Here is a 23,052-nt window from a genome sequence, read left to right on the forward strand (position 1 = left end):
ACCCTCCCGATCACGCCGCACGGTCCCATCCGTCGCTCGCAGTCCTCTGCCTCAGTGGGTGGTCCTCAGTCGTCGGAGGCCAGGAACGCCTCGTGGTGGTAGCCGTCGTCGTTGAGGATGGCGACAGTGGACTCCTCCACCTCGACGAAGGCGCCGGGGAGGTCGTTGAGAGGCTCGGACACCACCACTTTCGCTTTGTCGCCGAAGACGTCCAGCCGGGCGGCATCGGGATACATCTCCCGTAGCTCCGGGATGGCGACCGAATGGTACAGACTCCGGCTGCGGTGTGCCGTGGAGTAGCGGAACGCCCAGAGCGTCTCCCCGTCCGAGAGCGCGAGCGTGCCCTGCATCGGGAATCGGATGCCCTTCGCCTGGCCGACCTCCTCGACGCGCCGAACTGCCGCGCTCATCGCGGCGATGGGGTCGTCCTGCAGGCCCAGTGAGAGCGCGAGGTAGAAGAACACCTCCGAGTCCGTCGTCCCGTGGATCAGCGGGAACAGCGATTCGTCGATCGCGAACACCAGGTCGCGCTTCATCGCGGTAAAACCGTCGAGGAAGCCGTTGTGCATGAACATCCAGTTCTCATGACGGAACGGATGGCAGTTGGTCTGCTGGATCGGCGGGCCGCCGGCTGCGCGCACATGGCCGAAGAACAACGGGCTCGCGACCGAGTTCGTCAGCTCGCGCAGGTTCTCGTCGTGCCAGGCCGGCTCGATCGAGTGGAACAGGGCGGGAGTGCTCCCCTTCGTGGACCCCTCCGGATACCAGCCGAATCCGAAGCCGTCACCGTTCACGGTCTCCGCGCCCAGCGGCGAGTTCAGCGATTGGGCGACGAGCGAATGCTGTGCGTCCAGGATCAGGACGGCTGGCTTGAGGGCCTCCCCCGAGTATGCGAGCCATCGACACATGACGTCCACCTCTCCGGACCGATCGGCTCGATCCGGGAGCACCATAACCCGCGGACCACTCCCCTGGGAATGGGCGGGTGCTGTCAGGCGCACAGGTTTTACTCAAAGTGATATGTCACACTTGTAGTGCGGAATACCCGTTCCGCTCCTCCCGCCACCGCATCGAAACGAGGCCCACCCGTGCTCCGATTCACGCCGTTCTCCCACACGCTCACCGCCACCGGACTGGTGCTCGGACTCGCCGCCACCTCCACCCTCACTGTGACGGTGACGCCGGCCGCGGCCGTCCCCGCCACCGTGTCCACGACGGCGGAGAGCCTCGCAGCTCAGGATCTCGTCGTGGGCGCGGACGGGGACGGCGCGGTGTTCGGCATCGCCCGTGACCAGTGGGGCGTACTCGTACCCCCGACGGTCGTCTGGCCGGTGCAGGGCGGCAGCGTCTCCGACGGCTTCGGCCACCGGGAGGCGCCGACCGAGGGCGCGTCGACCGATCACCAGGGTGTGGACTTCGCCGCGCGGCACGGAGAGCCGGTTCGCACGGCGGCCACCGGCGTCGTCAGCTCGGTGGTGTCGGAGGACCGCGGCGGCTGCGGTGTGAACATCGCGATCGACCACGTCGTGCGCGGACAGAACGTCACGACGGTCTACTGCCACCTCGCCGCGGGCTCGGTGCGGGTCGCACCCGGTCAGAGCGTCGTGGTCGGTGACACGATCGCCGCGGTCGGCAACACCGGCACCTCCACGGGCGCACACCTGCACTTCGAGGTGCGCCCGAACGGCGGAGCGGCGATCGACCCGCTGTCCTGGCTCGGCGCGCTGGCGGCCTGAGCCCACTGAGCGATCTCAGCGCGGCGGCGCGAGCCGCTCACCGATGACCCCGTGCGTCGGGACGACGACCACGGGCCGCACCTGGTCGCGGGCGAGGTGGGCGGCGACCGAGCCGCCGAGCCACTCCTCGAGTGCAGGCTCGACACCCCGCCCCCGTGTTCCCACGACGAGGAGGCGGGCGTCGAGCTCGGCCCCGATCCGCGCGAGAGCCTTGCCGGGGTCGCCGGCGAGGATCCGCAACGTCCAGGCCGGCTGGGGCCGGCCTCCGGAGGGCGCGAGTGCCGTCGCGATGGCCGCGGCCAGCTCGCGCGCGATCCCCTCCTCGGCGGAGGCCACGTCGGCGGGATGCAGCGACGCCTCCTCGCGCACGTCGGCGCGATCCCACTCGGTGAGGTAGCTGTCCTCGGTGACATAGGCGCAGACCAGCGGCCGCTCGAGCGCGTCGGCCAGGCGCGCGGCCTCCAGCACCACGGCGACGCACTGGTCCGGATGGACGCCGACGATCACGGCTCCTCGCGGCGCCTCAGCGGTCATGATCTCACACGCGGCGGTCGATCCCGGGACTCAGTCCGATGGCCCGGAGCCGGCGATGTTGACGAGCCATTGCACGCCGTAGCGGTCGACCAGCATGCCGAAGCTGTCGCCCCACGGCGCTTTGGCGAGCGGCTCGAGGACGGTACCTCCGTCCACCAGCTTCTTGTAATAACCCGAGAGCTGCGCCTCATCATCGCCGCTCAGCGAGACCGATATCTGCGAGCCCTCCTTCAACTCCATGTGCGCGGGCACATCGGCGGCCATGAGGGTGAAACCCGCGTCGGTCGTCAGCTGGGAGTGCATGATCAGGTCGGCGTCCGACGGGTCCTGGTTCATGCCGAACTCCGCGAACGTGCTCTGCTGGAGCGTGCCGCCGAAGACCGACTGGTAGAAGTCCATCGCCTCCCTGGCCTGTGTGCGGAAGTTGAGGTATGGATTGAGGATCGATGCCATCGTGGGATCTCCTTCGTGCGGACCCGGAGCGCGCCCGCTTTCCCCACAGGCTACTCAGCGGCCGGCGTGATCGGGAGGGGCAGCGCCTCCTTCTGAGCCGCCACCGCCGCCGGTAGCTCGAGGAGGCCGCGGTCCAGCCCGCGATGATGGCCGGGGTCGGGCACGACGAGCAGTGGACGCAGCTGATCGTGCGCCAGCCGCGAGGAGACCGAGCCGCTCGTGATGTGATCGAGCACACGGTCGAACCCGCGCCTCCTCCCCCCGACCACGAGGAGCCGGGCCTCGGTCTCGTGGGCGAGTTCGGCGAGCTCGTCGGCGACATCGCCCGAGAGCACGCGGATGCTCCACGTCGGAGCCGCCTGGATGGCGTCCAACGCGGCGCGGATCGCGGCGATCAGCTCGGGCGCCAGGTCTTCCTCGGACGAGCCGTCCTCGAAGTCCACCGTCACTTCGAAATGCTCCGGCCGATCCCAGCCCGTCGACACGACGTCGGCCGCGACGTACGCGCAGACGAGGTCGCGGTCGAGCTCGACGGCGAGCCGGGCGGCGTGCAGGAGGACGTCGATCGGCTGGCCGAGATGGACGCCGACGATCACCGGCCCCGCGTCGGGAAGCGGCGGGTGCGAGCCGTGGGCCGTGGCGTTCGCCGGCGCGGCCGTGTCGGCCGGTTCGTCGGGACGGGGATGGGACACAGCGTCCTCCTGGAGTGTGGCGGGCGTCGACGACGACGCCCGGGATCGATGCGGAAACACTAGACCGCCGTGGTCTCGGCGGCCGGGGCCGTTCTCGCGCCGTTGGCTCAGCGGCGATAGGCGTCCACGATCAAATCACCCCTGATCTCCCCCAGAGCCGACAGGAGGCGCTCGACGACCGCGTCCGTCACCCCGGACGCCGCCACGTCGTACGGCCCGAGGAGCGACAGCGGGCGGCAGCGCACGCGCACGACCTCCCACCCGACCGCGCGCAGCAGGCGGTCCTTGCGGCGGTCGGACGTCTCGCGGGGACCGACGTGCTCGAGCCCGTACCGGCCGATCGTGTCGTACTCCACGGCGACCCGCAGCTCCGGGATGACGATGTCCGGCCAGACCTCCAGCTGGTCGTGGAAGGGGCGGGCCACCCGAACGGCAGTGCACTCGAGGTCGACGTCGAGCCTCTCGGCGATGCGCCGCCGGAGCTCCGGCTCTGCAGCCGACGCCGGCTTCGGCGCCCGCTCGCTCCGGAACGCCTCGCCGACGGCGACCAGGGCGGCCCCTCCGCGCGCGTTCCTGCAGACCGGGCAACGACGACCGCCGAGGATCCGCTCGACCGTGGCCGTGTAGGCCGGGTGTCCGTCAGGGCACTGCCACGAGAAGCGGGTGGCCGTTCCGTTCTCGCGCGAGAGCGCCACGCGCGAGCCCGGAGTCGCGAGCGCGACCAGTTGCTCGCGGCTCATCGCGGTGCGGTCCAGGCGACGGCACAGGTAGCAGCGGTCGTCGTCGGGATCGCTCTCGATGCGCCGCGGATCCCGCGCGTGCCCGCACGGATGCACGCCGTCGTCGGGCTGCGACCGGCGTATCCGCTTCGGCACCGCGAGCTCGGCGCACCACGGGCACCAGGCCGAGCGCCGCCGGGTCCCTCCCGGCCTCGATCGCTGCTCCTGCGGTGTGGCGATGAATCGATGCCCCGCATCGCACTCCCACTGCACGTAGACGTCGGCGGCGGGCGGGATCTGGCTGAGCACGACTCCGGCGTTCAGCTCGGGGTGGAACTGCCGCACCAGAGCGGGATAGCGCTGCCAGTCGACCCGATACGTCCCGACGGCGTAGGGAACCGCCAGCGCCTTGGACCACTGGCGGCGCGCCCACCACTGGGCGACGTTCTCGGTCACTTCACCCCGCTCTTCACGCGCCCACTGTACGGTCGGCCGCCGACACGCTCCGGTGGCGGTGCGCGCTCAGAGCACGAACGGGACGAGCGCCCGGCGGTCCGCCGGGTAGTCGGGGAACGTCTCGCGATACCACCGGTGGTTGGCCATCGCCCGCGGCGCCAGGTTCGCGGTGGTGTACAGCGCGAAGGCGAGCCCGGCGACCGACCAGGTCGCGATCGCCCAGCCGAACCACTCGACGATCTCGCCGGAGTAGTTGGGGCTGGAGACGAAGCGGAAGCCGCCGCCCTGCGGGATCCGGTACCCGGTGCCGGTGCGCCGCAGCCTCCGCAGGATGCGGTCCGACCCGACGTTGAGCGCGTACCCGGCAGCGAAGAGCGCGACTCCGATCCAGAAGCGCGGGTCGGCGAGCCAACTCACGGGATAGTCGCCGTACTCGGAGATCCACCGCGCGTTGACCCACGCGTTGAGCAGATTGAACAGGATGGCGAGCAGCATCACGATGACCGGCATCCGCGAGCGCGAGCGCAGCAGGAAGGGGTAGACGAACGCCCGCTGCACGTAGTGCGCCTGCCAGAGCATCAGGAAGAGCAGCGGGACGGGCTCGGCGCGGTGCGGGCCGAGGAGATAGAACAGAAGGAAGGCGATGCTCGCCGGCGACTCCATGACGATCCAGCCGACCCGGGCCGGCACCGTCGGCCCCCACCCGGAGCGCCCGTGGCGTCCACCGTACGGTGCGACGACGAACTGGAGGGCGACGAAGGTGACGGCGGCCAGGGCGAGCTCCGCGAAGACGAACCAGCGGTACGCACCCTCGGGCATGTGCGGGAGTCTACTCAGGCGGGGCCCGTCTCAGGGCGACCCGCCGAGGATCCCGGACATGCGCTCGTGGAGTGGGCCCTGCCTCCCGCACTGTATCGAACCGACGACATCTGGCTCGTGGAGTGGGCCCTGCCGGGATCGAACCGACGACATCCACGGTGTAAACGTGGCGCTCTACCAGCTGAGCTAAAGGCCCGTGCGACCAACCCTAGCGGGTGAGCCGTGCGGATGCGGGCGGGTCAGACGTGCGCGGGGAGCAATTCCAGTGCAGCGCGGTAGGCCTCGATCGAGCGGGCCTCGCCCGGTGCCGTGATGAACGACGCGCGGATGATTCCCGATTCGTCGATGAGGAAGGTCGCGCGGTTGGCGAAGCCCTTCTCTGCGAGGAACACGCCGTACTCCTTGGCGGTCTCGCCGTGCGGCCAGAAGTCGGCGAGGAGGCTGAAGTCGTAGCCCTCCTGCTCGGCCCACGCGCGCAGCGTGTACTTGGAGTCGACCGAGATCGCGAGCAGCTCGACGCGGTGGTCCTGGAACATCGCGAGATTGTCGCGGAGGGCGCAGAGCTCGCCGGTGCACGTGCCGGAGAACGCCAGCGGGAAGAAGACGAGCGCGACGGCCTTCGTTCCGCGGAAGTCGCTCAGCCGGACCGATCGGCCGTGCTGATCGAGCAGCTCGAAGTCGGGTGCCTGGGTGTCGTTCTCCAGAGCCATGAGACGGTGTCCTTTCCGTGCGAGGGGGTCGGTTTCCGCCGCCGGCGCACGAGGACACAGCATAGACCCGGTCGCGGTGCGGTCCAACCGTCGCCGGCCTTCCGCGCGGTCACCGGGTGCCTCGACTTGCGGCTAGGCTGAGCGATGGTGCCCGCAATACGTCGTGACCCGACTAGCGGATGCGCGCCTTCCACGATCCGTCCGACACAAGAAAGAGGTCGAGGGTGACTGTAAACGACCAGGACCCGTACTCGGTGAATAACATCGATTCGGACCCCGAGGAGACCGCCGAGTGGCGTGAATCCCTCGATGCACTGGTTGCGGCACACGGCCATGAGCGCGCTCGCGAGATCATGCTGAGCCTGCTGAAGCGCTCGAAGGAACTGCACCTCGGCGTGCCGATGGTGCCGACCACCGACTACATCAACACCATCTCCCCCGAGAACGAGCCGGAGTTCCCCGGCGACGAGGAGATCGAGCGCCGCTACCGCGCGTGGATCCGCTGGAACGCCGCGATCCTCGTGCACCGCGCGCAGCGCCCCGGCATCGCCGTGGGCGGCCACATCTCGACCTACGCGTCGAGCGCCGCCCTCTACGAGGTCGGCTTCAACCACTTCTTCCGCGGCCAGGACCACCCGGGCGGCGGCGACCAGATCTTCGTGCAGGGCCACGCCTCCCCCGGCACCTACGCGCGGGCGTTCCTCGAGGGCCGGCTCAGCGCCGACCAGCTCGACGGCTTCCGCCAGGAGAAGTCGCACGCCGGCGGCGGTCTCTCGTCGTACCCGCACCCGCGGCTCATGCCCGGCTTCTGGCAGTTCCCGACGGTGTCGATGGGCCTCGGGCCGATCAACGCCATCTACCAGGCCCAGCTCAACAAGTACCTCACCAACCGCGGAATCAAAGACGCCTCCGACCAGCATGTCTGGGCGTTCCTCGGCGACGGCGAGATGGACGAGGTCGAGTCGCGTGGCCAGCTCCAGGTGGCGGCCAACGAGAAGCTCGACAACCTGACGTTCGTGATCAACGCGAACCTCCAGCGTCTCGACGGCCCGGTGCGCGGCAACGGCAAGATCATCCAGGAGCTGGAGAGCTACTTCCGCGGCGCCGGCTGGAATGTGATCAAGGTGATCTGGGGCCGCGAGTGGGATGATCTGCTCGCCCGCGACTCCGACGGCGCGCTGGTCAACCTGATGAACCAGACGCCCGACGGCGACTACCAGACCTACAAGACCGAGAACGGCGCCTACGTGCGCGAGAACTTCTTCGGTCGCGACCCGCGCACGCTCGAGCTGGTCAAGGACTACACCGACGACGAGGTCTGGAACCTCAAGCGCGGCGGCCACGACTACCGCAAGGTGTACGCAGCCTTCAAGGCGGCCGTCGAGCACAAGGGCCAGCCCACCGTCATCATCGCGAAGACCATCAAGGGCTACGGCCTCGGTCCGTCCTTCGAGGGCCGCAACGCGACCCACCAGATGAAGAAGATGACGCTGGACAACCTCAAGACGTTCCGTGACGCCATGCGCATCCCGATCACCGACGCGCAGCTCGAAGAGAACCCGTACCTGCCCCCGTACTACAACCCGGGTCCCGAGGACGAGGCCATCCAGTACCTGCACGAGCGCCGTGCAGCGCTCGGGGGCTACGTGCCCGAGCGTCGCGTGAAGTACACGCCGCTGAACCTCCCGGATGACTCGGCGTACGCCATCGCCAAGAAGGGTTCGGGCACGCAGGAGATCGCCACGACGATGGCGTTCGTGCGGCTGCTGAAGGACCTGCTGCGCGCGAAGGACTTCGGTCACCGCATCGTCCCGATCATCCCGGACGAGGCGCGCACCTTCGGCATGGACGCCTTCTTCCCGAACGCGAAGATCTACAACCCGAACGGCCAGCACTACACGTCGGTCGACCGTGAGCTGCTCCTGGCCTACAAGGAGAGCCCGCAGGGCCAGATCATCCACGTCGGCATCAACGAGGCGGGCGCCCTGGCGGCGTTCACCAACGTCGGTACCTCGTACTCGACGCAGGGCGAGCCGCTCATCCCGGTCTACGTCTTCTACTCGATGTTCGGCTTCCAGCGCACGGGCGACGCCATGTGGGCCGCGGGCGACCAGATGGCGCGTGGCTTCATGATCGGCGCGACCGCCGGCCGCACCACGCTGACGGGCGAGGGCCTCCAGCACGCCGACGGGCACTCGCTCGTGCTCTCGAACACGAACCCGGCCGTGGTCTCGTACGACCCCGCGTACGGCTACGAGATCGGACACATCGTCCGCTCCGGCCTCGAGCGGATGTACGGCGAGTCACACCCGGAGCCGAACGTCATGTACTACCTGACGGTCTACAACGAGCCGATCGTTCAGCCCGCCGAGCCCGAGAACGTGGATGTCGACGGCATCGTCCGCGGTATCTACAAGCTCCGCGACGGCGAGGGCCAGGGTCCCAAGGCCCAGCTGCTCGCGTCGGGCGTCTCGGTGCCGTGGGCGCTCGAGGCCCAGCACCTGCTCGCGCAGGACTGGGGCGTGTCGGCCGATGTCTGGAGCGTCACCTCGTGGGGCGAGCTCCGTCGCGACGGTCTCAAGGCGGAGGAGCACAACTTCCTCTACCCGCAGCAGGAGAAGCAGGTGCCGTACGTCACCCGCAAGCTGCAGGCCGCAGAGGGTCCGTTCGTCGCCGTGACCGACTACATGCACGCGGTTCCCGATCAGATCCGTCAGTTCGTCCCCGGCGAGTACGCGACGCTCGGCGCCGACGACTTCGGTTTCTCGGACACCCGTGCCGCTGCACGCCGGTTCTTCAAGATCGACGGCCCGTCGATGGTCGTCCGCACCCTGGAGCTGCTCGCGGCGCAGGGCAAGGTGGACCCGAACGCACCGGCATGGGCGATCGAGAAGTACCTGCTGCACGACGTGAACGCCGGAACCACCGGCACCGCGGGCGGCGAGTCCTAGACCGCGGGCCCGTGCCGACGACACCGGAGAGGACGAAGTCCGAGACGCTTGCGTGGTTGCGCAAGATCTCGGGCGAACTCGCCACGACCACGCTGAAGCGGCTGGAGGACACGCTCCCCTGGTATCGGGACATGCCCCCCGGCCGCCGCAGCGCGGTCGGTCTGGTCGCCCAGGCGGGCATCTCGTCGTTCATCTCGTGGTTCGACGACCCGCGCTCGACGCCCTGGATCGCGGCCGACGTCTTCGGGGCGGCTCCTCGCGAGCTGCTGCGGAGCGTCAGCCTGCAGCAGACCCTCCAGCTCATCAAGATCACCGTCGAGGTGGTCGAGGAGCGCGTGAAGAGCGGAGGCAACGAGGCGCTGAAGGAGGCCATCCTCCTCTACTCGCGTGAGATCGCCTTCGCCGCGGCCGACGTGTACGCACGTGCCGCCGAAGCACGCGGCCTGTGGGACGCTCGGCTGGAGGCACTGGTCGTCGACAGCATCCTCACCGGCGAGTACGACGACGAACTGCCGAGCCGGATCGCCGCGCTCGGCTGGCACGGTCACGGCGAGGTCAGCGTGCTGGTGGGCACGGCCCCCAAGATGCTCGACGTCGACCAGCTGCGCCGTACGGCCCGGCACATGTCGGCCGACGTGCTGATCGGCGTGCAGGGCAGCCGGCTCGTGCTCGTGATCGGTCGCGCCGTCCCGAGCGACGGCACCGCAGAGGACGCCATCGGCACGGCGCCCATCATCAGCTTCCTCGAGATCGCTCAGCAGCTGGAGCCGGGCTTCGGCCCCGGGCATCTCGTTCTCGGTCACGAGGTCGCGAGCCTGGTCGACGCGTCCAAGAGCGCCAAAGCGGCGCTGGCCGGGTTCGCGGTGGCGAAGGCGTGGCGCAACTGCCCGCGTCCCGTCCACGCCGACGATCTGCTACCCGAACGGGCACTTGCCGGAGACGGCCTGGCGCGGGCCACGCTCATCAGCCGCATCTACCGGCCGTTGCAGGGCTACTCGACCGAGCTGCTCACCACGCTGTGGTGCTACCTCGACAACGGCAGGTCGCTGGAGGCGACGGCGCGCGAGCTCTTCGTGCACCCGAACACCGTGCGCTACCGGCTCAAGCGCGTGTCGGAGGTCATCGGCTGGGACGCGACGGGTGCCAGGGAGGCATTGATCCTCCAGGCGGCGCTCATCGTCGGCTCGATCAACGAGCCGGACGCGCCGCGGCGGCACTGACGCGTCGTGTTGTAGACATTCACAAAGCATTCGACAATAGTTCGTATCTATCCGACACATCCGCGACGCGGAAGATTGGCAGACTTGAACCCGTGATCGTCATCGTGTGCCCGGGACAGGGCTCCCAGACCCCCGGCTTCCTCGACCCGTGGCTCTCCGAAGGGTCGTTCCGCGACCAGCTCACCGGCATCTCCGACGCCGTCGGCATCGACCTGGTCGCCCACGGCACCGTGAGCGACGCCGACACCATCCGCGACACCGCGGTGGCGCAGCCGCTCATCGTCTCCGCCGGGCTGCTGACGCTGTCCGCGCTCCTCGCCGACGGCCGTCGCGAGAAGATCGGCGGCATCGCCGGGCACTCGGTCGGCGAGCTCACGGCGGCCGCCGGCGCCGGCGTCCTCTCCGAGACCGACGCCGTCGCCTTCGTGCGTGAGCGCGGCGCCGCGATGGCCGAGGCCGCATCCCGGGTCCGCACCGGCATGAGCGCCGTGATCGGCGCCGACGAGGCCGAACTGCTCGCGACCCTCGAGACGCTCGGGCTCTCCCCCGCCAACTACAACGGCGGCGGCCAGATCGTCGTCGCGGGCGACCTCGACGGCCTCGCTGCGCTGGCCGAGCAGCCTCCCGCCCGTTCCCGCGTGATCCCGCTCCAGGTCGCGGGCGCCTTCCACACGCGCTACATGGCGCCGGCCGTTCCCGCGCTCGAGGCCTTCGCCGCGACGCTCGGCACCAGTGACCCGACCCTGCGGCTCTGGACCAACAAGGACGGATCGGAGGTCACCGACGGCGCCGAGTTCCTCCGCCTGCTCGTCGGCCAGGTCTCGTCGCCGGTCCGCTGGGACCTCGACATGCAGGCCTTCCAGGACGCCGGCGTCACCGGCATCATCGAGGTGGCCCCGGCCGGCGCGCTGGTGGGGCTCGCCAAGCGCGGTCTGAAGGGCGTGCCCGCGGTCGCCGTCAAGACGCCGGACGACCTTCCCGCCGCATTCGACCTCATCGACCAGGCCGCCTAGGAGAGAACCAGATGACGCACCCCACTCTGCAGCAGTCCCACGGTCCGCAGTACACCCGCATCCTCTCGATCGGCGCCGCCCGCGGCGATCTGGTCGTCCCGAACGACGACCTGGTCGGCCCGATCGACTCGTCGGACGAGTGGATCCGCCAGCGCACCGGGATCATCACGCGCACCCGCGCCAGCCACGATGTCGGCGCCGTCGACCTCGCGACCGCGGCGTCGAAGGAGGCCATCGAGAAGTCCGGGGTCGACCCGAAGCTGATCGACGCGGTCATCGTCGCGACGATCTCCAATCCCCAGCAGACCCCGTCGCTGGCAGCCGTGCTCGCCGACAACGTCGGCGCGAACCCGGCCGCGGCCTACGACATGAACGCGGCGTGCGCCGGCTACGCCTACGCCGTCGCCCAGGCCGATGCGCTCATCCGCACCGGCCAGGCGCACTACGCGCTCGTCGTCGGCGCCGAGAAGCTCTCGGACGTCGTCGACCCGACCGACCGCACCATCTCGTTCCTCCTGGGCGATGGGGCCGGAGCCGTGGTGATCGGCCCGAGCGAGTTCCCCGGGATCGCGAAGACGGTCTGGGGATCCGACGGGTCCAAGGCCGGCGCCGTCGGGATGGGCAACACGCTGACCGAGTTCCGCGACGGCGAGGCGCCGTGGCCGACGCTCCGGCAGGACGGCCAGACGGTCTTCCGCTGGGCGGTCTGGGAGATGGCCAAGGTGGCCAAGCAGGCGCTCGACGCCGCCGGCGTGACGCCCGACCAGCTCGCAGCCTTCATCCCCCACCAGGCGAACATGCGCATCGTCGACGAGTTCGCCAAGCAGCTCAAGCTGCCGGAGACGGTCGCGATCGCCCGCGACATCGAGACGACCGGCAACACGTCGGCCGCCTCCATCCCGCTCGCCACGCACCGGCTCCTGCAGGAGCATCCCGAATTGTCCGGCGGCCTCGCCCTCCAGATCGGCTTCGGTGCCGGCCTGGTGTTCGGCGCGCAGGTCGTCGTGCTCCCCTAGGGCCTGCCCTAGACTGATCAACGGTCAAAACGACACCCCTCAAGGAGAAAACACCATGGCATTGTCCACCGAAGAAGTTCTCGCCGGCCTGGCCGAGCTCATCAACGACGAGACCGGCATCGCGACCGACACGGTTGAGCTGGACAAGTCGTTCACCGACGACCTCGACATCGACTCGATCTCGATGATGACCATCGTGGTCAACGCCGAGGACAAGTTCGACGTCAAGATCCCGGACGAAGAGGTCAAGAACCTCAAGACCGTCGGCGACGCCGTCGAGTTCATCGTCAAGGCGCAGGACGCCTAAGCACCGCACGAAGAAACTTCCTCCGCGCGGGCGGTCCTCCCCCGGGGTTCCGCCCGCGCTGGCGGCCGCGCTGTGCGCACCGTGCCGTCGTACCTACTACCCGGAGTTGCCGTTATGACCAAGAAGATCGTCGTCACCGGCGTGGGCGCATCCTCCCCGCTCGGTGGCACCGCCCCGGAGAGCTGGGCCGGCCTGCTGGCCGGGAAGTCGGGCGCTCGCAGCCTCACCCACGAGTGGGTGGCCGAGCTCGAACTGCCCGTCACCTTCGCTGCGGAGGCGCTCGTGCGCCCCGACACCATCCTCGACCGGCCGGTCGCCAAGCGTCTCGACCCGTCGAGCCAGTTCGCGCTCGTCTCCGCGATGGAGGCCTGGGCAGACGCCGGCGCGCCGGACGTCGCCCCCGAGCGCCTGGGCGTCGACTACGCGACCGGCATCGGCGGCGTCTGGACCCTCCTCGACGCGTGGGACACGCTGCGCGAGCGCGGCCCCCGGCGCGTCCTGCCGATGACGGTTCCGATGCTCATGCCCAACGCGGCCTCCGCTGCCGTCTCGATGCACTTCGAGGCGCGCGCGTTCGCGCGCACCGTCGCCTCGGCGTGCGCGTCGAGCACCGAGTCCCTCGTCAACGCCTACGAGCACCTCCAGGCCGGCCTCGCCGACGTGGTGATCGCCGGAGGCACCGAGTCGGCGATCCATCCGATCACCATCGCGTCGTTCGCTTCGATGCAGGCGCTCTCGCGCCGCAACGATGACCCGGCGACGGCCTCCCGCCCGTACAGCATCGACCGTGACGGCTTCGTGATGGGCGAGGGCGCGGCCAGCCTGGTCCTCGAGACCGAGGAGCACGCGCTCGCCCGTGGCGCCCACATCTACGCGGAGATCGTCGGCGGCGGCGTGACCGCCGACTCGTACCACATCACCGCGAACGACCCCGAGGGCCGCGGCGCCAGCCGGGCCGTCCGGTTGGCACTCGAGCAGGCCGGCGCGTCGCCCGATGAGGTCACGCACATCAACGCCCACGCGACGAGCACGCCCGTCGGGGATCCCTCGGAGTACGTCGCCCTGCGCGAGGTGTTCGGAGAGCGCGTGCACGACATCCCCGTCTCGGCCACGAAGGCCTCGACCGGCCACCTGCTCGGCGGCACCGGCGCGCTGGAGGCGGCGTTCACCATCTTCGCGCTGCGCGACCGCATCGCGCCCCCGACGATCAACATCACGGAGATGGACCCGGCGATCCCGCTGAAGGTCTCCAGCGAGCCGCAGCCGCTCGGTGACGGGCCGCAGCTCGCCATCAGCAACTCGTTCGGGTTCGGCGGTCACAACGCCGTCGTGGCGATCCGCTCCGTCTGAGCGCGGCGCACCGGCTCTGACCGTGCGCAGAGCGAGAAGGAGGCCCCGGTCGATCGACCGGGGCCTCCTTCGTTCACCGCGAGCGGACGGCAGTGCCTGGCCCGCCGCGGGAGTACGTGCGTCAGCCGACCTTGTGCAGCCAGATGACGGAGGTGTCGTCGTGGGCGCGCCGGAACGGTTCCAGCTCGTCGTCCCACGCCTGGCCGAGAGCCAGCCGCAGCTCGCGCTGCAGTTCCAGCGGGTTCGACCCGGCCACTTCCATGGCGTAGCGGATCCGATCCTCCGCCACGACCGTGTTGCCCGCCGTGTCGGTCTGCACGAAGAAGATGCCGAGATCAGGTGTGTGCATCCACCTGCCGCCGTCTGTGCCGAGACCGGCATCCTCGGTGACTTCGAAGCGCAGGTGCTCCCACCCGCGCAGGGCCGTCGCGATGCGCGCGCCTGTGCCCTGCGGGCCGTCCCAGAAGAATTCGGCGCGCTGGGCGCCCTTCAGCACCGGCTGCGTCTCCCACGTGAAGTTGACGGCGCGACCAAGAGCGCGTCCAGCCGCCCACTCGATGTGAGGGCAGAGCGCGCTGGGAGAGGAGTGCACGTAGAGCACTCCTCGGGCTGCGTGAGCCGTCATGGTTTCCTCCGTTAATCGGTACGTCTTCCCCTACGACCGCGAACGTGATCCATGACTTCTATGAAGTTGACTACCGCGATTATGCCGGACAACGCGCCCGAGTTACAAGATTGTGATTCGGCGATTCCTGCGTGCCACGACTCGCGGAGCGGAATAGCATACCGAGTATGTCGGTCCAGTATGGATTCCTCGCGGTGTTGACCCAGGGCCCCGCATACGGCTCCCAGCTTCAGAACGAGTTCTTGATGCGCGCGGCGAACCGCCGCCAGCTCAACGCCGGACAGGTGTACTCCACGCTCGACCGGATGACGGAGCAGGGCCTGATCGAGTCGGCGGGCGAGACGGAGGACGGCCTGCCGCTCTACCGGCTCACCGGTTCCGGCGAGCGGGAGGCGGCGACCTGGCTGACCGCCGGTCCCGGCGATGCGAGGCCCGATTGGGACGAGATGCAAGACCAGGTGCTCATCGCCGCATCGATCGACGGCGCCGATCCGGCTGCCGTCGTCGCGGACTACCGGGCCGCGTTCGCCGAGCGGATCCGCGAGCTGACGCACGATGCCGACTCGCGGGCGGTTCTCGCGGCCAACCGGGCGGCCGAGCTCGGGGCCAGGGCCGCCATCGAATGGCTCGACGAAGTGTCCGCTGCGCTCGAGACCCATCCCGGAGCCCTCGTGCAGCCGCGCTGCCCCGAACGGCCGCGCCGGGGTCGCAGGCCCGCGGACGCCGAGGGGCACGCAAGCGCCCCTAGAACGACGCTTTAGGGGCGCTTGCGTGCCCCTCGGCGGCCTGGAGTCCGGAGGTCAGTGGAGGAGGGTGCCGTCTTTGGCCAGCACGTTCTTCTCCCCCGCCTCGATCGGCACCGTGAACCGGTTCTGGGCGGGCGGCAGCGGGCAGTTGAAGTTGTAGCTGAACGCGCACGGCGGCAGTACCGCGAGGTTGAAGTCCAGCGTGACCGTGCCGTCGTCGTTCGGAACGACGAAGAGGAAGCGGCCGACGGAGTAGGTGCTCTCGCCGTTCGTGGAATCCGCGAACACGAGCTGCAGCGCGCGGCCCGCCTTGAAGGCGGCGAGGTTGTAGTCGACGCCGTCTTTGGTGAACGTGATCTCTCCGGGGATCACCATGTCGCGGCTGGCACCGTCGTCTTTGAGGTGCTCGAAGCCGACGGTCTTGCCGCCCTCGATCGGCGAGAACGTGGCCCGGATGATCCACTCGGGGTTGAACGGGAACGCGTCGATCGAGCCGAACCGCTGGATGTCGTCGGACTGCGCGTCCCACACGCGCAGGGCGTACTCGCCCTGCTCGCTCGCGATGACGAAACCGGTGAGCGTGTCGCTGAAGCGGATCGCCGATGGGTTCGCGTCGTCCTTGCCGCGCACGATAGCCGAGCCGTCGACCAGTACCTCGTCCACGAACACGTTGTCAGTGGCGGCGGCGGTGACGCGGAGACCGGACTGGCCCTGCGGCAGCGGAGACCACAGGCCGGGAACACCCCAGACGGGCTGTTCGGACGCCGGGTCGCCCGTGATCCACTGCGTGTTGACCAGCGCCAGGTTGCCCTGCGGCGCGGTGACGGCCTGCTCGCGGCGAGCGTGGTAGCGGGCGAGGACCGCGTCGGGATCGGCGGGGGCTGCGGTGTCGGTCATGGTCTCCATCCTCTGTCAGATCGATAGCGACAACCAAGCGCGACACTCCCCCATTCCCGGCGCGGGCACGCCCCGAGACCGGTGCGCGGGCGCCCGACCCGGCTCACTTCGCCTCGCCGTAGCTGTCGACGATCGCCGCCGTCACCGGGAAGTCGACGGGGAATTCGCCGAACAGCAGTCGGCCTGCCGAGGCGGCCGAGGCGGTGACGGCCTCCGCGACGGCGTGGGCCCGCTCCGTGGGTGTGTGCACGATGACCTCGTCGTGCAGGAAGTACACCAGGTGCGGCCCTGCCGTGAACGGCGCTCCGGGCGGTGCGAGCGCAGCGAGTCGGTTGCGCAGCTCCGCCATCCAGCACAGCGCCCACTCCGCCGCGCTCGCCTGCACGACGAAGTTGCGGGTGAAGCGGCCCCAGTCGCGCGCCTGTGTGCGCGCACGACGCTCCTCGGCCGGTGTCGACTCGGCCCCGGAAGCCGCCTCCTGCGCACTGTGCCAGCTCCGGCCGGGCGGCGGCGAGCTGCGCCCGAGTCGGGAGGTCACGATGCCGCCGTTCTCGCCCGTGCGAGCGGCGTCCTCCACGAGTCTGACGGCGCGGGGAAACGCGCGGGCGAGTCGCGGCATGAGCCGCCCGCTGTCGCCGGTGGTCGCGCCGTACATGGCGCCGAGCATCGCCACTTTCGCCTGGGCGCGCTCGGCGACGGCACCGGTCGCCACGATTCCGGCGTACAGGTCGCGTCCGCGGCCCGCCGCGGCCATCGCGGTGTCGGCCGCGAGCCCGGTGAGGATGCGCGGCTCGAGTTGGGCGGCATCCGCCACCACCAGCTTCCAGCCGGGGTCGGCGACCACCGCGCCCCGCACCTCCTTCGGGAGCTGGAGTGCGCCCCCGCCACGGGTGGCCCACCGGCCCGTGACGACCCCGCCGGGGATGTAGTCGGGCCGGAACCGGCCGTCGGCCACCCAGGTGTCGAGCCACGCCCAGCCGTTCGCCGAGTGGAGGCGGGACAGCTTCTTGTAGCGCAGCAGTGGCGCGATGGCGGGGTGTTCGAGCTCCCGGAGCTCCCACGACCGCGTGGAGGTGACCATCAGGCCGGCGCGCTGGAGGGCCTTGAGCACCTCTGGCGGGCTGTCCGGATTCAGCGAGGGGGCGTTGAGGAGTTCACGGAGCTGCGTCGTCAGCTGCTCCATGATCTCGGGGCGGCCGTACCGAGGTCGCGGGCCGAGCACCGCAGTCAGGAGTTCGTCGTGCCGCTCGACGCTGTACGGGAGGCCGGCGTACTGCATCTCGGCGGCGATCAGGGCGCCTGCCGACTCCGCGGCCAGGAGCAGCCGGAGTCGCGCGGGCTCAGCACTCGCGGCCACGGCATCCTGCTGCAGCGCGAACTCGGTCAGGGCCGACGGCGGGTCCGACGCAGGCGGGGGCTCGAACTCGAAGAGGGTGGTGTGCTCACCGTCCGACTCCGACTCGTCGAGCGCCGGCCGGTGGTCCCACGCGCTGCCTGCGGCTTTCGCCAGGGCTGTCGCCGCGCTCAGCGTAGACGCTCGCAGGATGGCGTGGCCGAGGGTCAGGTCGTGGCAGCGCTCCACGGTCACTCCGCTCGCGAGAAGCGGTGGGTACCACGAGCGCGTGTCGCTCCAGACCCAGCGCGGGCGGGCGCCCGGGGCGGACTCCTCGGCGCTCACGAAGGCTGCGAGCTCCCCCACCGGCATCGTGAGCGGTTCGCCTGGCTCCCCCGCATCCTCGATACGCGTCGCGGCGACGGCGCCGCGACGGGAGTGTTCGAGGACGATATGCATCGCTCCATTGTCATCGCCGCCACCGACATGGAGCACTTCTCCAGCCCCATATGTAAAATCTGAACTAAATACACGCATTATTGAGGGGACGTGGTCATGAAGCCGAACCGCCGAGGCGCCCTCGACACCCCGTTCAGTCGCAGGACCGCCGTGACCGCAGGAGCCTGGAGCGTTCCCGCGATCGTCGCCACGGTGTCATCCCCGGCGTACGCTGCGTCCGCCGTCGGTGCGCTGAGCATCCGGGCCCCCGCGTCGGTCGTCAACGGCGTGCCCGCCACGGTCACGCTGAGCTATGTCGAGGCTGACATGATGAGCGGAGTCGCCATCCAGGTGACGCTCGGCGGGCGACTCGCCTTCGTGGGCGGCGGCGGCGACGGCGTCTTCACCACCGACGCCGCAGGTCGGATCGTGTTCGACATCGTGGGCTCGTACAGCGGCACGATCGCCGCGGCGGTCGTCGGCCGCCCCCACCTGGCGGCGGAGGCCTCGGTCTCGGTCACCGATGCGCTGGTCGTCACGGATGCGGTGTCGCAGCTGGTCCTTCGCGTTCAGCCACCAGCGGAGGAGGCCCGGCTGCTGGAGAATCGCCAGTTCGCGCACAGCGATCTCCAGCCGACCGGCCGATACGCGCGGGCGGGCGAGACGTTGCAGCTCACGACGGAGTACGGCGCCGCTGAGCTGGCGGTGGGTCTCTGGGGGGTCCACGCCGGCCACAACGGTGGCGTCGACGTCGGCGTGTACGTCGTGCCGGGATCCGGTGAGGGCGCTACCGTGCCGGCGCCCCGGGACGGGATGGTCTTCGTGGTCCACACGGGAGCGGCACCACAGTCGGCGCGGGTCACGGGCGGCACCGCCGTGCCGACCTTCATCGGCGGCAGGACGTCGCTGGCGGACTTCACCCAGCAGCTGACCAGGCGGTCCGGTGCGCCCTTCGTGGAGCTGATCGCCGACCACATGTTCGGCGACTTCCGCTACGCCACTGTCGCCGCTTGCGCCGACCGGGTCCCGCAGGTCGTCGCAGACTGGGACACCGTGGTCGCAGAGACCAATCGCGTCTACGGCCTGCGCTCCGACTACGGAGGGGTCGCCCACAAGCACGCGCACCGCATCCACATCGCGAACCCGGACAGGGGCGTGGGGTATGCGAGTGCGACCCGGTTCCGCATCTCCTTCCAGAACGACACCGGAGCGGGCGGCGACCTCTTCCGCCTCGACCGAAGCGGACTCTGGGGGCTCTGGCACGAGGTCGGCCACACGTACCAGACGCCTCTCTACACGTGGCCCGGCCTGGGCGAGGTCACGGTCAACATCTCCGCTCTCGCGATCCAGGAGGCCGGCGGCTGGAAATCGCGCCTCGACACGAGCGGGTACCGCGCGATGCTCACCGCGTTCCGCAGCACGCCGCAGGAGAGTCGCGGTTACGACGGCATCACCGACGAATTCCTCAAAGTCCTGATGTTCGACCAGCTCCGCAGAGCCTTCGGCGAGGACTTCTACCCCCGGCTCAGTCAGGAGCTCCGCGTCGCCCGGGCGACGGGGGCGCTCCTCGGGGAGCCGCAGCAGGCCTTCATGCGCCTGTCGTCGCGGGTGGCCGGGCGGGATCTGTCCCGGTTCTTCGGCGAGTGGGGTCTGACGGCCGACGCCGAGACTGCGGCGACCTTCGCCCGGTATCCGAAGGTCGAGGCCGCGATCTGGGACTCTGTCGACCGCACGACCGATCCGCACGTGGACGGCGTCGTCTCGTACTCGGTGCCGACCGGGTCCCTGTCCGGGGCGACGGCACGCGCGGTCCTCGGACTGTCGGACGTCCCCGGTCTGACCGTGACCGACCTGCGGGACACACTGCCGACGAGAACGGTCGTGCGGGAGGCGACGCCCGTCAGCGTCGGCGGCTCGCCGCTGGTGGCCCGATTCGCCGCCCTGCTGCGCAACAGCGCCGGCATCCCGAATGCGCTGCTCGGGACCGCGGAACTGCTGCGCGGAACGTCGTTCGAGTTCCAGGGCATCAGTGACCATGTGGCGGCGTGGATCGCGCTCGACCCGTCCACCGGCCGGCTCCGCGCAGGGAGCACCGGTTCGCGGTCCTCGATCCACTCCTACTTCGCCGGAGAGCAGTACTTCGGCGTGACGGTCTTCTCGGCGGATGGCGGAGAGGCCGCGTGCGGTCGGGCGAACGGTGACGAGAACGCCGATCGCTTCGCGTCCGCCTTGGAGGGCACCCGCGTCTCCGTCGGTGACATCGTCGCGGTCGAACACCGTGAGCCGAGCCGACTCCTGCGCTGGGATGAGGGCGTTCCGCAATCCGCGTCGACGGCGATCTCCCAGCGGTATCGCGTCGAATCGGGACGTCTCCTCCCCCTGTGAGAGTGCGCCGATCGACGCAGCATCCGCTATAGTGAGCAACGCTCATATCGTGACGATGCCGACCCGAAAGGCGATTCGCGATGACCGAATACCTGCACGACTCCCAGGGCGTCTGGATCGCGTTCCGGACGGACCCGCGGGCGCGCTTCCTCTTCAACCCCGACGGCGACTGGATCGGCTGGTTCCCCTGGGACGACGGCGATGTCGTGACACCCGGCGGAACGTACCTCGGCACGGTGCACGGCGATCGGCTGTTCGCCGACGTCGGCCGGCCGTACCGCGGCGATCCGGGATATCCGGGCGCGCCGGGCTACCCCGGGGCGGCGCCGTATCCGGGCGCCGGGAGCTACTCGGGTCTGCCGTCGGACTGCGACGACGTGCCGAGCGCCCTGCTCTGGCCGCGCATCGCCTCCTGAGCGCCGCGTCGAGCAGGCGGCGCCGGTCCGTCAGCCGGCCAGCGCCGTCAACCGTGACCGCAGCTCGGGCCAGGATGCGCCGAAACCGGGATGCAGCGGCAGGTCGGTCACGTGCGGCACGGCCACCCAGCGCAGCTCGATGCTCTCGACGTCGGCCATGTGCGGCTCGAAGGCCTTGACCGCCTGAGCGACGACGGTGGTGTACGACCAGAACCCGAGGTCGAGCACACTCGTGAACAGGACTTCGACGGCGTCGGCGGGCACCGCGGCCTCCTCAGCGGCTTCGCGCAGCGCACCCTCCACAGCGGTCTCGCCCTCGTGACGGGCGCCCCCGGGAAGCCCCCAGGTGCCCCCGAAGTGGCTCCAGTCCGCGCGATGCTGCAGCAGCACGCCGCGACGCAGATCGTGCACGAGCAGCCCCGCGGCGCCGAAGCGGCCCCAGAACCGTTCGCCGTTCGGACCTTCCACCCACGCGTCGCCGGAGTTCACGTCTCCACGTTAGCCGCCCGCCAGGGGTGCTGCGGCCGCACCGCGGTCCTAGGGTGTTGCAATGACACTCGAACGTTGGCGCCACCTCACCGAGTGGCCGCTCACCGCCGCCGCCGCGGTGTTCCTCGTCGCCTACGCCTGGGAGGTCATCGCCGACCTCCACGGTCCGCAGCTCTTCGCCGCAGAAACCGTCATCTGGGCGACCTGGTGCGTGTTCCTGGTCGACTATGCCGTGTGCCTGGTGCTCGCCCCGCACCGGTGGCGATGGTTCTACACGCACCTGTTCGATCTCGCGATCGTCGTGCTGCCCATGCTGCGCCCGCTACGGCTGCTGCGGCTGGTCACGATCCTGGCCATCCTGCAGCGGAGCGCGGGCACCGCCTTCCGCGGGCGCGTGCTGGTGTACGTCGCCGGAGCGGGCAGCCTGCTGGTCTTCACGGCGGCTCTCGCCGCTCTCGACGCCGAGCGCGGCGCTCCGCACGCCCACATCGAGACCTTCCCGCAGGCGGTCTGGTGGGCGTTCGAGACGATCTCCACCGTCGGCTACGGCGACTACACGCCGGTCACCGACGTCGGCAGGCTGGTCGCCGTCGGCCTCATGATCGGCGGGATCGCCACGCTCGGCATCGTGACGGCGACGCTCGCGTCCTGGATCGTCGACCGCGTCGCCCAGACCGAGATCGACACCCGGTCGGCGACGCGCGGTCAGATCCACGATCTCTCCGCGCAGGTCGCCGAGCTGAAGGCCCTCCTCGAGAAGAAGTCCGCCTGATGGCCCAGCGCAGCGCCGCGGTCCTCCTGCACCGCGATGGCGACGGCGGGCACGAGGTCTGGATCGCGCACATGGGCGGCCCGTTCTGGGCACGCAAGGACGAGGGCGCCTGGACGCTACCGAAGGGGATCGTCGAGGAGGGCGACACCGACGAGCTCGCCGCGGCCCGCCGCGAGTTCGCCGAGGAGATGGGGACGCCCTCCCCCGCCGCCGACTACGTCGCACTCGGCGAGTTCCGGGCGTCGTCCAAGACGTTCGTCGTGTTCGCGGCCGAGGCGGACTTCGGGCCGATCGAGCTGGCCAGCAACACGTTCGAGCTCGAGTGGCCGCCACGCTCGGGGATCGTGCGGGAGTTCCCCGAGGTGGACGCCGCCGGCTGGTTCCCGATCGAGACGGCCCGCACGAAACTGGCGAAAGGGCAGCGGCCCATTCTGGATGCGCTGCTGCGCCGTCTGAATGACATCCAAGATCGGTAGCGCGCAGAGACCCCGCTCGGACGTATCGTTGGCTGCACGTGCCGGGACGAAGGAGGAGCAGGTGGCGACGAAGAAGAAGGCTGAGAAAGAGGCCGAGAAGGCCCTGATCACCGCGCGGGCCGCGGTCGACGAGGCCCAGCGCCTGGTCAAGAAGCTCGACAAGAAGACCCGCAAAGAGGCGGACGACCTGGCCGCAGCGCTCGAACAGGCTGCGAAGGACGCGAAGAAGGCCGTGCAGCGCGCGCGGAAGACCGCGGAGCAGGCGGCGAAGGATGCCAAGCAGAAGGCGCAGACCGCCAGGGAGAAGGCGCGCACCGCGGCCTCCGTGCCTGCCGCGAGCACCGGCATCCCGACCTTCCGCGATCTGCGCGACCGGGCGAAGGCGCAGGGCATCCAGGGCTACTCGCGGATGAACAAGGCGCAGCTCCTGCACGCTCTCGGCGAGGGGTAGGGAGTGACACCCGACGACGGCGTGTTCACCGGCCGGTAACCGGCCGCT

Annotated in this window: 24 protein-coding genes and 1 tRNA gene; 13 read left to right on the forward strand and 12 right to left on the reverse strand. The window is 69.9% G+C overall.

Annotated features, from left to right (window positions below):
- Positions 1 to 65 precede the first annotated feature (65 nt).
- Positions 66 to 908 (reverse strand): class II glutamine amidotransferase, encoded by an 843-nt coding sequence (locus KNO15_RS01795; RefSeq protein WP_241701664.1) that lies wholly within the window; start codon positions 906 to 908, stop codon positions 66 to 68.
- A gap of 180 nt (positions 909 to 1,088) precedes the next feature.
- Between KNO15_RS01795 and KNO15_RS01800 the strand changes: the two genes are divergently transcribed.
- Positions 1,089 to 1,736 carry a M23 family metallopeptidase gene (locus tag KNO15_RS01800; RefSeq protein WP_241701665.1) on the forward strand — a complete coding sequence of 216 codons (648 nt, stop codon included), beginning with the start codon at positions 1,089 to 1,091 and terminating at the stop codon, positions 1,734 to 1,736.
- Between the two features lie 15 nt (positions 1,737 to 1,751).
- Here the strand turns inward: KNO15_RS01800 and KNO15_RS01805 are convergent, their stop codons facing one another.
- The 7 genes from KNO15_RS01805 to KNO15_RS01835 form a co-directional block, all read right to left on the reverse strand.
- Positions 1,752 to 2,270 carry a universal stress protein gene (locus KNO15_RS01805; RefSeq protein ID WP_241701667.1) on the reverse strand — a complete coding sequence of 173 codons (519 nt, stop codon included), beginning with the start codon at positions 2,268 to 2,270 and terminating at the stop codon, positions 1,752 to 1,754.
- A gap of 30 nt (positions 2,271 to 2,300) precedes the next feature.
- Positions 2,301 to 2,723: a VOC family protein gene (locus KNO15_RS01810; protein WP_241701669.1), complete on the reverse strand. Its 423-nt coding sequence runs from the start codon at positions 2,721 to 2,723 to the stop codon at positions 2,301 to 2,303.
- Between the two features lie 50 nt (positions 2,724 to 2,773).
- Complete coding sequence (locus KNO15_RS01815) at positions 2,774 to 3,415, reverse strand: universal stress protein (RefSeq protein WP_241701671.1); 642 nt, start codon at positions 3,413 to 3,415, stop codon at positions 2,774 to 2,776.
- A 107-nt stretch (positions 3,416 to 3,522) separates the two neighbouring features.
- A complete protein-coding gene (locus tag KNO15_RS01820) occupies positions 3,523 to 4,590 on the reverse strand; it encodes a hypothetical protein (RefSeq protein ID WP_241701672.1) in 1,068 nt (355 codons plus the stop codon).
- A 66-nt stretch (positions 4,591 to 4,656) separates the two neighbouring features.
- Positions 4,657 to 5,409, reverse strand: coding sequence for a methyltransferase (locus KNO15_RS01825; protein ID WP_241701673.1), 753 nt, complete (start codon positions 5,407 to 5,409; stop codon positions 4,657 to 4,659).
- A gap of 123 nt (positions 5,410 to 5,532) precedes the next feature.
- Positions 5,533 to 5,605: transfer RNA gene (locus KNO15_RS01830), tRNA-Val, on the reverse strand.
- Between the two features lie 43 nt (positions 5,606 to 5,648).
- Positions 5,649 to 6,119, reverse strand: a complete 471-nt coding sequence (locus KNO15_RS01835; protein WP_241701675.1) for a peroxiredoxin — start codon at positions 6,117 to 6,119, stop codon at positions 5,649 to 5,651.
- Positions 6,120 to 6,343: 224 nt separating this feature from the next.
- Here KNO15_RS01835 and aceE point away from each other — a divergent pair, with 224 nt between their 5' ends.
- The 6 genes from aceE to KNO15_RS01865 all read left to right on the forward strand — a co-directional run bounded on the left by aceE (position 6,344) and on the right by KNO15_RS01865 (position 13,976).
- The gene (gene aceE, locus KNO15_RS01840; protein WP_241701676.1) at positions 6,344 to 9,070 is read left to right on the forward strand and encodes a pyruvate dehydrogenase (acetyl-transferring), homodimeric type; all 2,727 of its coding nucleotides are present in this window, start codon (positions 6,344 to 6,346) and stop codon (positions 9,068 to 9,070) included.
- An 11-nt stretch (positions 9,071 to 9,081) separates the two neighbouring features.
- Positions 9,082 to 10,290, forward strand: a complete 1,209-nt coding sequence (locus tag KNO15_RS01845) for a PucR family transcriptional regulator (RefSeq protein ID WP_241701677.1) — start codon at positions 9,082 to 9,084, stop codon at positions 10,288 to 10,290.
- A gap of 92 nt (positions 10,291 to 10,382) precedes the next feature.
- A complete protein-coding gene (locus KNO15_RS01850) occupies positions 10,383 to 11,303 on the forward strand; it encodes an ACP S-malonyltransferase (RefSeq protein ID WP_241701678.1) in 921 nt (306 codons plus the stop codon).
- A gap of 11 nt (positions 11,304 to 11,314) precedes the next feature.
- Positions 11,315 to 12,319, forward strand: a complete 1,005-nt coding sequence (locus KNO15_RS01855; protein WP_241701680.1) for a beta-ketoacyl-ACP synthase III — start codon at positions 11,315 to 11,317, stop codon at positions 12,317 to 12,319.
- Positions 12,320 to 12,374: 55 nt separating this feature from the next.
- On the forward strand, positions 12,375 to 12,626 hold the full coding sequence (locus KNO15_RS01860; protein ID WP_021765217.1) for an acyl carrier protein: 252 nt from the start codon (positions 12,375 to 12,377) through the stop codon (positions 12,624 to 12,626).
- 114 nt (positions 12,627 to 12,740) lie between these two features.
- On the forward strand, positions 12,741 to 13,976 hold the full coding sequence (locus KNO15_RS01865) for a beta-ketoacyl-[acyl-carrier-protein] synthase family protein (RefSeq protein ID WP_241701681.1): 1,236 nt from the start codon (positions 12,741 to 12,743) through the stop codon (positions 13,974 to 13,976).
- 121 nt (positions 13,977 to 14,097) lie between these two features.
- Here KNO15_RS01865 and KNO15_RS01870 read toward each other — a convergent pair whose 3' ends face one another.
- Entirely contained in the window at positions 14,098 to 14,601 is a 504-nt protein-coding gene (locus tag KNO15_RS01870; protein ID WP_241701683.1) for a DUF3145 domain-containing protein, read from the reverse strand.
- A 167-nt stretch (positions 14,602 to 14,768) separates the two neighbouring features.
- On the opposite strand from KNO15_RS01870, the gene KNO15_RS01875 reads away from it, so the two are divergent.
- Positions 14,769 to 15,362, forward strand: coding sequence for a PadR family transcriptional regulator (locus tag KNO15_RS01875; protein ID WP_241701685.1), 594 nt, complete (start codon positions 14,769 to 14,771; stop codon positions 15,360 to 15,362).
- Positions 15,363 to 15,401: 39 nt separating this feature from the next.
- Here KNO15_RS01875 and KNO15_RS01880 read toward each other — a convergent pair whose 3' ends face one another.
- Complete coding sequence (locus KNO15_RS01880; protein WP_241701687.1) at positions 15,402 to 16,244, reverse strand: DUF1684 domain-containing protein; 843 nt, start codon at positions 16,242 to 16,244, stop codon at positions 15,402 to 15,404.
- Between the two features lie 103 nt (positions 16,245 to 16,347).
- Positions 16,348 to 18,036, reverse strand: a complete 1,689-nt coding sequence (locus KNO15_RS01885; protein WP_241701689.1) for a bifunctional 3'-5' exonuclease/DNA polymerase — start codon at positions 18,034 to 18,036, stop codon at positions 16,348 to 16,350.
- A gap of 96 nt (positions 18,037 to 18,132) precedes the next feature.
- Between KNO15_RS01885 and KNO15_RS01890 the strand changes: the two genes are divergently transcribed.
- Both KNO15_RS01890 and KNO15_RS01895 read left to right on the forward strand, forming a co-directional pair.
- On the forward strand, positions 18,133 to 20,400 hold the full coding sequence (locus KNO15_RS01890) for a M60 family metallopeptidase (protein ID WP_241701691.1): 2,268 nt from the start codon (positions 18,133 to 18,135) through the stop codon (positions 20,398 to 20,400).
- An 80-nt stretch (positions 20,401 to 20,480) separates the two neighbouring features.
- Positions 20,481 to 20,816, forward strand: coding sequence for a hypothetical protein (locus KNO15_RS01895; protein WP_241701692.1), 336 nt, complete (start codon positions 20,481 to 20,483; stop codon positions 20,814 to 20,816).
- 30 nt (positions 20,817 to 20,846) lie between these two features.
- On the opposite strand, the gene KNO15_RS01900 is transcribed toward KNO15_RS01895, so the two are convergent.
- A complete protein-coding gene (locus tag KNO15_RS01900; RefSeq protein WP_241701694.1) occupies positions 20,847 to 21,305 on the reverse strand; it encodes an NUDIX domain-containing protein in 459 nt (152 codons plus the stop codon).
- A gap of 61 nt (positions 21,306 to 21,366) precedes the next feature.
- Between KNO15_RS01900 and KNO15_RS01905 the strand changes: the two genes are divergently transcribed.
- The 3 genes from KNO15_RS01905 to KNO15_RS01915 all read left to right on the forward strand — a co-directional run bounded on the left by KNO15_RS01905 (position 21,367) and on the right by KNO15_RS01915 (position 23,004).
- Positions 21,367 to 22,077 (forward strand): potassium channel family protein, encoded by a 711-nt coding sequence (locus tag KNO15_RS01905; protein ID WP_241701696.1) that lies wholly within the window; start codon positions 21,367 to 21,369, stop codon positions 22,075 to 22,077.
- Entirely contained in the window at positions 22,077 to 22,553 is a 477-nt protein-coding gene (locus KNO15_RS01910; protein WP_241701697.1) for an NUDIX domain-containing protein, read from the forward strand. Before KNO15_RS01905 ends, KNO15_RS01910 begins: the two co-directional genes overlap by 1 nt.
- A 61-nt stretch (positions 22,554 to 22,614) precedes the next feature.
- Positions 22,615 to 23,004 carry a hypothetical protein gene (locus tag KNO15_RS01915; protein ID WP_241701699.1) on the forward strand — a complete coding sequence of 130 codons (390 nt, stop codon included), beginning with the start codon at positions 22,615 to 22,617 and terminating at the stop codon, positions 23,002 to 23,004.
- Positions 23,005 to 23,052 lie beyond the last annotated feature (48 nt).

The sequence above is a fragment of the Leifsonia shinshuensis genome, assembly GCF_022606355.1.
GTDB classification, from domain to species: domain Bacteria; phylum Actinomycetota; class Actinomycetes; order Actinomycetales; family Microbacteriaceae; genus Leifsonia; species Leifsonia shinshuensis_B.

Coding starts and splice junctions, on each gene's coding strand:
- KNO15_RS01810 (WP_241701669.1), bottom strand. CDS start 2,723: ATGGCATCGATCCTCAATCCATACCTCAACTTCCGCACACAGGCCAGG.
- KNO15_RS01870 (WP_241701683.1), bottom strand. CDS start 14,601: ATGACGGCTCACGCAGCCCGAGGAGTGCTCTACGTGCACTCCTCTCCC.
- KNO15_RS01860 (WP_021765217.1), top strand. CDS start 12,375: ATGGCATTGTCCACCGAAGAAGTTCTCGCCGGCCTGGCCGAGCTCATC.
- KNO15_RS01805 (WP_241701667.1), bottom strand. CDS start 2,270: ATGACCGCTGAGGCGCCGCGAGGAGCCGTGATCGTCGGCGTCCATCCG.
- KNO15_RS01795 (WP_241701664.1), bottom strand. CDS start 908: ATGTGTCGATGGCTCGCATACTCGGGGGAGGCCCTCAAGCCAGCCGTC.
- KNO15_RS01910 (WP_241701697.1), top strand. CDS start 22,077: ATGGCCCAGCGCAGCGCCGCGGTCCTCCTGCACCGCGATGGCGACGGC.
- KNO15_RS01825 (WP_241701673.1), bottom strand. CDS start 5,409: ATGCCCGAGGGTGCGTACCGCTGGTTCGTCTTCGCGGAGCTCGCCCTG.
- KNO15_RS01835 (WP_241701675.1), bottom strand. CDS start 6,119: ATGGCTCTGGAGAACGACACCCAGGCACCCGACTTCGAGCTGCTCGAT.
- KNO15_RS01875 (WP_241701685.1), top strand. CDS start 14,769: ATGTCGGTCCAGTATGGATTCCTCGCGGTGTTGACCCAGGGCCCCGCA.
- KNO15_RS01855 (WP_241701680.1), top strand. CDS start 11,315: ATGACGCACCCCACTCTGCAGCAGTCCCACGGTCCGCAGTACACCCGC.
- KNO15_RS01885 (WP_241701689.1), bottom strand. CDS start 18,036: ATGCATATCGTCCTCGAACACTCCCGTCGCGGCGCCGTCGCCGCGACG.
- KNO15_RS01880 (WP_241701687.1), bottom strand. CDS start 16,244: ATGACCGACACCGCAGCCCCCGCCGATCCCGACGCGGTCCTCGCCCGC.
- KNO15_RS01905 (WP_241701696.1), top strand. CDS start 21,367: ATGACACTCGAACGTTGGCGCCACCTCACCGAGTGGCCGCTCACCGCC.
- KNO15_RS01865 (WP_241701681.1), top strand. CDS start 12,741: ATGACCAAGAAGATCGTCGTCACCGGCGTGGGCGCATCCTCCCCGCTC.
- KNO15_RS01890 (WP_241701691.1), top strand. CDS start 18,133: ATGAAGCCGAACCGCCGAGGCGCCCTCGACACCCCGTTCAGTCGCAGG.
- KNO15_RS01895 (WP_241701692.1), top strand. CDS start 20,481: ATGACCGAATACCTGCACGACTCCCAGGGCGTCTGGATCGCGTTCCGG.